Below are 5689 nucleotides of genomic sequence, written 5' to 3'. Positions count from 1 at the left end.
GAGACGGGGCAACGACTGACGGAAAGCTGTATACGGGAGAACCGTACGTGCAGTTTGACGAGGGGTCCCAGCTGAAAGGCTGGTCCTACTCTATTACTATGTTAAGGAGGTGTAATAGTGAAAAAGACTCCATTAAATGAAACTCATAAGAAACTTGGAGCAAAAATGATTGATTTTGGCGGATGGGAAATGCCAGTAGAATACAGCAGTATAATAGAAGAACATAAGGCTGTAAGAGAAAAATGTGGTATTTTTGATGTTTCCCATATGGGAGAGATTATTGTTTCAGGAAAGAAAGCAGAAGATTCGATCCAGAGGCTGATAACAAATGATGCAGCAAAATTAAGCAGAGGTGAAATATTATATACACCAATGTGTAATGAAGAGGGAGGCATCATCGATGATTTGCTGGTGTATAAACTTGAGGACAACAAGTTTATGCTTGTCGTAAATGCCTCAAATACTGAAAAAGACTATAAATGGATAAGCAGCCATCTTCTGGAAGAAACTGCAGCAGAAAATAAGTCAGAAGATTATGCATTAATTGCACTGCAGGGACCTGAGTCCAGAAACATATTACAAAAGTTAACTAACATAAACTTAGCAGAATTAAAGTATTATAAATTCGAAATTTCAGAAGCTGCAGAAGTTGATGCTATAATCTCACGAACAGGTTATACAGGTGAACTGGGTTATGAACTCTATTTTTCTGCTTTAAAAGCAGAAAAGGTGTGGGATAGTCTGATGGAAGCAGGTGAAAATTATGGTTTAAAACCAGCCGGGCTGGGAGCTCGTAATACACTGCGCCTGGAAAAGAAAATGAATCTTTATGGTAATGATATGACAGAGAAAAATCATCCACTTGAGGCAGGACTTGGATGGACAGTTAAGCTGGATAAAGGAGACTTTATTGGGAGAGAAAAGATAAAAAAATATAAAGAAAATGGTTATCCAAATAAGCTGGCTGGATTTAAAATCACCGGTCGGGGTATAGCAAGACATGGTTATGAAGTATATGATAAAGGGAAAAAGATTGGTGTTGTTACAAGCGGCAGCTACTCACCTACTTTGGAAGAAAATATTGGACTTGCCTATCTGGACAAAACAATAATTGAAGATGGCAGAGAAATTGAGATTAAAGTGCGGAATCGTTTTGTTAAAGCAGAGATAGTTGAAGGTGCTTTTGTATAAAAGGGGATTAAGGGATTAAAGTAATTAAAACTTTTAAGGAGGAATAAGGTATGTCTGTAAAAGAAGGTTTAATTTATTCAGAAGATCATGAGTGGGTAAAAAAGGAAGGTAATACTGCAGTAATAGGAATTTCTGATTTTGCTCAGGAAGAGCTGGGGGATATTGTATTTGTAGAGCTGCCTGATGCTGGTGATGAATTCAATCAGAACGACAGTTTTGGAGTTTTAGAATCTGTTAAAGCTGTTTCCGATGTATTTGTCCCTGTTAGTGGAAAAGTAGTTGAAGTTAATGAAGAATTATTTGATAATCCAGAACTCATCAATGAAGATCCATATGGTGATGGCTGGTTAATAAAAATGGAAATGAGTGATGAATCAGAACTTGAAGAACTTCTCAGCGCAGAGGAGTATACAGAATTTATTGAGGAGGCATAATAATGGACTATGTTTCCAATACAAAATCAGAAAGAAAAAACATGCTGAAAGAGATAGGGGTTAAAGCTGTCGAAGACCTTTTTAATATGATACCAGAAGAAGTAGCTTTGGACAGACCATTAAATATTCCAGATGGAATTTCAGAGCTTGAACTGGTAAGAAAAGTTCAAAAACATGCAGCAAAAAATAAGAGCTTAGATAAATTAACCTCTTTTTTAGGTGCTGGAGCATATGATCATTATGTACCTGGTATTATTGATCATCTGATTTCTAGATCGGAATTTTATACAGCTTATACCCCCTATCAGGCAGAATTGAGTCAGGGAACTCTGGAAGCTATATATGAATATCAGAGCATGATATCAGAGCTTACAGGCCTTGATGTGACAAATGCTTCTATGCTTGATGGCGGTTCAGCTGCAGCTGAAGCTGTTGTTATGGGAGCAAGGATTTCCCGCAGGAAAAAAGTTCTGCTTCCTGAAACAGTTAATCCTGCCTACAGGGAAGTTATTAGAACATATGGCAGACATCAGGACCTTGAGTTTATAGACATTAAAACAGAAAATACAGCTGTTTTGCCTGAACTGATTGAGAAAGAGCTGGATGATGATACTGCAGTAGTAGTTGTTCAATACCCGAATTTTTTTGGCTCTATAGAAAAAATGGAAGAAATAGGTAGAATGGTTAATAATGCTAAAAAAGCCGTTTTTGTAGTAATTGCCAATCCGATTCTTCTGGGACTGCTTAAAGAACCGGCCGAATTTGGAGCAGATATAGTTGTCGGTGAGGCACAAAATCTTGGTAATGGCCTTAATTATGGTGGGCCATATCTGGGTTTTATGTCAACAAGAGATGACAGAAGTTATATACGCCAGCTGCCGGGAAGAATTGTTGGAAAAACAACTGATGTAGACGGAAAAGAAGGTTTTGTTTTGACACTTCAGACACGTGAACAGCATATTAGAAGAGAAAGAGCTACTTCCAATATCTGTACAAATGAGGCTCTTAATGCACTGATGGCTACTATTTATATGGCAGCAATGGGTAAGGATGGGCTAAAAGAAGTAGCAGAACAGTCATTTCATAAGGCTCATTATCTTGCCGAAAGAATTGATAAATTAGATGGTTATCAGGTAGTTAATAAAGACAACTTCTTTTTTGAATTTGTGGTTAAAAGTGACAGAGATTTAGAAAAAGTTAAAAATAGCCTACTGGAAGAAAATATTATAGTGGGATATGATTTAAAGGAAGCTGAGCGCGATGGTCTGCTTATCTGTGTGACAGAGAAGAGGACAAAAGAAGAAATGGATCAGTTAGTAGAAAAACTGGAGGTGGTTTAAGTGGAAGAATTATTAATTAAAGACTACAGCAGTCAAGGAAGAAAAGGATATTCACTACCACCTTTGGATGTAGAAAAATCAGATTTAGATAGTTATTATTCTGATTATATCAGAGAAGAAAGTCCTGGTCTGCCGGAAGTTAGTGAAGTAGATGTTGTAAGACATTATACTGCCCTGTCAGAACTTAACTATGGAGTTGATTCTGGAATATATCCACTTGGATCCTGTACAATGAAATACAATCCTAAAAGAAATGAAAATGTAGCTAGAGCTGCTGAACTGACGAATATTCATCCATATCAGGAGGATGAACATGTTCAGGGTTCTTTAGAAATATTATATGAATTAAAACAGTACCTTGCAGAAATTAGCGGTATGGATGAGATAACTTTACAGCCTGCATCTGGAGCTCATGGTGAACTGACAGGTATGATGATAATTCATCAGTATTTTGATAAAAAAAATGATAATAGAACTAAAGTTCTTGTACCTGACTCAGCACATGGAACAAATCCTGCCAGTGCAATGATGGCCGGGTATGATGTGGTAGAAATACCTTCAAATGAACGGGGTATGGTTGATGTAGATGATTTGAAAGAAGCAATGGATGAAAATGTTGCAGCATTAATGCTTACAAATCCAAATACACTGGGCATATTTGAGGAAGATATATTAGAAATAGCCGATATAGTGCATGATAATGGCGGTCTGCTTTATTATGATGGAGCCAACATGAATGCTGTAATGGGTTATGTAAGACCTGGTGATATGGATTTCGATGTTCTTCACTTTAATCTACATAAGACATTTTCCACTCCTCATGGTGGAGGTGGACCGGGCTCTGGTCCGGTTGGTGTTAAAGATTTTTTGGCACCATATCTGCCCAAACCTGTACTCAAAAAAGGAAAAGACAGCTATTTCTGGGATAATGATAGACCTGATTCACTGGGCAAGGTTCATGCATTTTATGGTAATTATGGAGTTATGCTGAGGGCATGGAGCTATATTATCACTATTGGAGGTAAAGGATTGAAGAAAACAACAGAAAATGCTGTTTTAAATGCCAATTATCTAAAGGCAAAGCTGATAAAAGAGTTTGAACTTCCATACGCTGCTGACAGCCTGCACGAATTTGTTCTTTCTGGAAGCAAGCAAAAAAAAGAAGGTGTATCAACTCTCAATATTGCAAAAAGACTGCTTGATTATGATCAGTATGCACCAACAATATATTTCCCTCTTGTTGTAAAAGAGGCAATGATGATAGAACCTACAGAGACAGAAGATATCCGGACATTAAATAGATTTGTCGATACAATGCTTACAATTGCCCGGGAAATAAAAGAGGATCCAGAACTGGTAAATAATGCGCCACACACAACTATTGTGCGTAAATTAGATGAAACAAAGGCGGCAAGAGAGCCAAATCTCCGCTGGTAAAATTCGCTGGTAAAATTCTTTGAACATTTTAGATAGAGAGTGGATACCACCTTCCAGATTATAGAAGTTAAGCACTAGAAAGCCTGATGGGTTTACCCGAATTTACGCCTTTCGAGAGAACGTAAGAGCTAACTTAATCTACCCTCTGGTATGCTTTAAGTAGGCAATTTTTTATGAATGTAGGCAATTTTTTATGAATAAGGAATCCACGTGGGCGTGCCCGCGACGTGTCAAGAGTGTAATATTATGATTAAACTGCAGATTGATTTTGATTAAAGATAAACAAATAAATTAAGATTTAATCTGGTTAAAGTTCTCCCTTTAAGATTAATGATACAGGATTCTTAAAGGGAGCTTTTTTTTTTTTTGCAGTTTTGCATATCTCTGTGATATAATATGATACTGAAGTCTAAATTAGAGTAGGTGGTAATATGAGAGAATCAGATTATATTGACAATTTACCAGCTGATAAGGCTGAAAAATACAAAAAAGCGCTCAAATTATTTGAACGCAGAAATAAAAAAGCAAAAGAAGAATTTCAAAATATTATTGAAGAACATCCTGATTTTGCTCCGGCCTACAATAAATTAGCGGTAATAGCTATTAGAGAAGATAGAATAGAAAAAGCAGAAGAATTTCTTTATAAAGCAGTTGAGATTGACAGCGAATTTGCACCGGCAATTACCAATCTTGGAAGTCTGGCCCGAAAAGCAGGAAATAACGCAAGAGCAAAGAAATTATATGAAAAAGCAGTAGAAATTGACCCAAAATATGGGCCAGCCTATAATAATTTGGGAGTTATTTATCGTGAAGATGGTGACTATGCAAATTCAATTAAGTATTTAAAAAAAGCAAGAAAATACGGCAGCTTTGTTTATGAATCTAAAAATGACAGGCCTTTTTATAAAGAACCGGGCTGTCTTACTGGACTGCTGGTATTGATTGGGTTTGGGCTGTTATTTTATCTCTGGATGTTTTAAAGTTAGCTAAAGGAGTGGTAATAGATGTCAGCAGATTATAAAACTGGAGATAGAGTGCAATTTAAAAAAACACATCCCTGTGGTGGGGATATCTGGAAGATAATAAGAGTTGGCATGGATTTTAAAGCAAAATGTGATACATGTGGCAGAATTATAATGCTGCCCAGAAAAAAGTTTGAAAAAAGTGTTAAGAAAAAACTTGATTAAAATTAAGTGATAGAAGTTATAGTCTGCTAGCAAACCTCGTGGGCTTGCCCCGAGAAAATAGCAGACGGTTTTGAATTTCAATTATTATGTTTAGCTAATA

The 5689-nt window shown here is 36.6% G+C and carries 6 protein-coding genes; all 6 read left to right on the top strand.

Going from position 1 to position 5689, the window contains the following annotated elements; translation table 11 throughout:
• Positions 1–117: 117 nt before the first annotated feature.
• On the top strand, positions 118–1191 hold the full coding sequence (gene gcvT, locus DFR78_RS11620; protein WP_114458991.1) for a glycine cleavage system aminomethyltransferase GcvT: 1074 nt from the start codon (positions 118–120) through the stop codon (positions 1189–1191).
• Positions 1192–1241: 50 nt separating this feature from the next.
• Positions 1242–1625: a glycine cleavage system protein GcvH gene (gcvH, locus tag DFR78_RS11615; protein ID WP_114458990.1), complete on the top strand. Its 384-nt coding sequence runs from the start codon at positions 1242–1244 to the stop codon at positions 1623–1625.
• A 2-nt stretch (positions 1626–1627) separates the two neighbouring features.
• Complete coding sequence (gene gcvPA, locus DFR78_RS12080) at positions 1628–2965, top strand: aminomethyl-transferring glycine dehydrogenase subunit GcvPA (RefSeq protein WP_233487071.1); 1338 nt, start codon at positions 1628–1630, stop codon at positions 2963–2965.
• Positions 2966–4402, top strand: a complete 1437-nt coding sequence (gene gcvPB / locus DFR78_RS12075) for an aminomethyl-transferring glycine dehydrogenase subunit GcvPB (RefSeq protein WP_199505625.1) — start codon at positions 2966–2968, stop codon at positions 4400–4402.
• A gap of 431 nt (positions 4403–4833) precedes the next feature.
• Positions 4834–5382, top strand: coding sequence for a tetratricopeptide repeat protein (locus DFR78_RS11605; protein WP_114458989.1), 549 nt, complete (start codon positions 4834–4836; stop codon positions 5380–5382).
• 24 nt (positions 5383–5406) lie between these two features.
• Positions 5407–5589 carry a DUF951 domain-containing protein gene (locus tag DFR78_RS11600; protein ID WP_114458988.1) on the top strand — a complete coding sequence of 61 codons (183 nt, stop codon included), beginning with the start codon at positions 5407–5409 and terminating at the stop codon, positions 5587–5589.
• The last annotated feature ends 100 nt before the right edge of the window (positions 5590–5689 follow it).

Source organism: Halanaerobium sp. MA284_MarDTE_T2 (assembly GCF_003337245.1).
Taxonomy (GTDB): Bacteria; Bacillota; Halanaerobiia; order Halanaerobiales; family Halanaerobiaceae; genus QPJE01.
The sequence above is the reverse complement of the archived record's forward strand: the minus strand, read 5'-3'. Positions and strand labels throughout refer to the sequence as shown.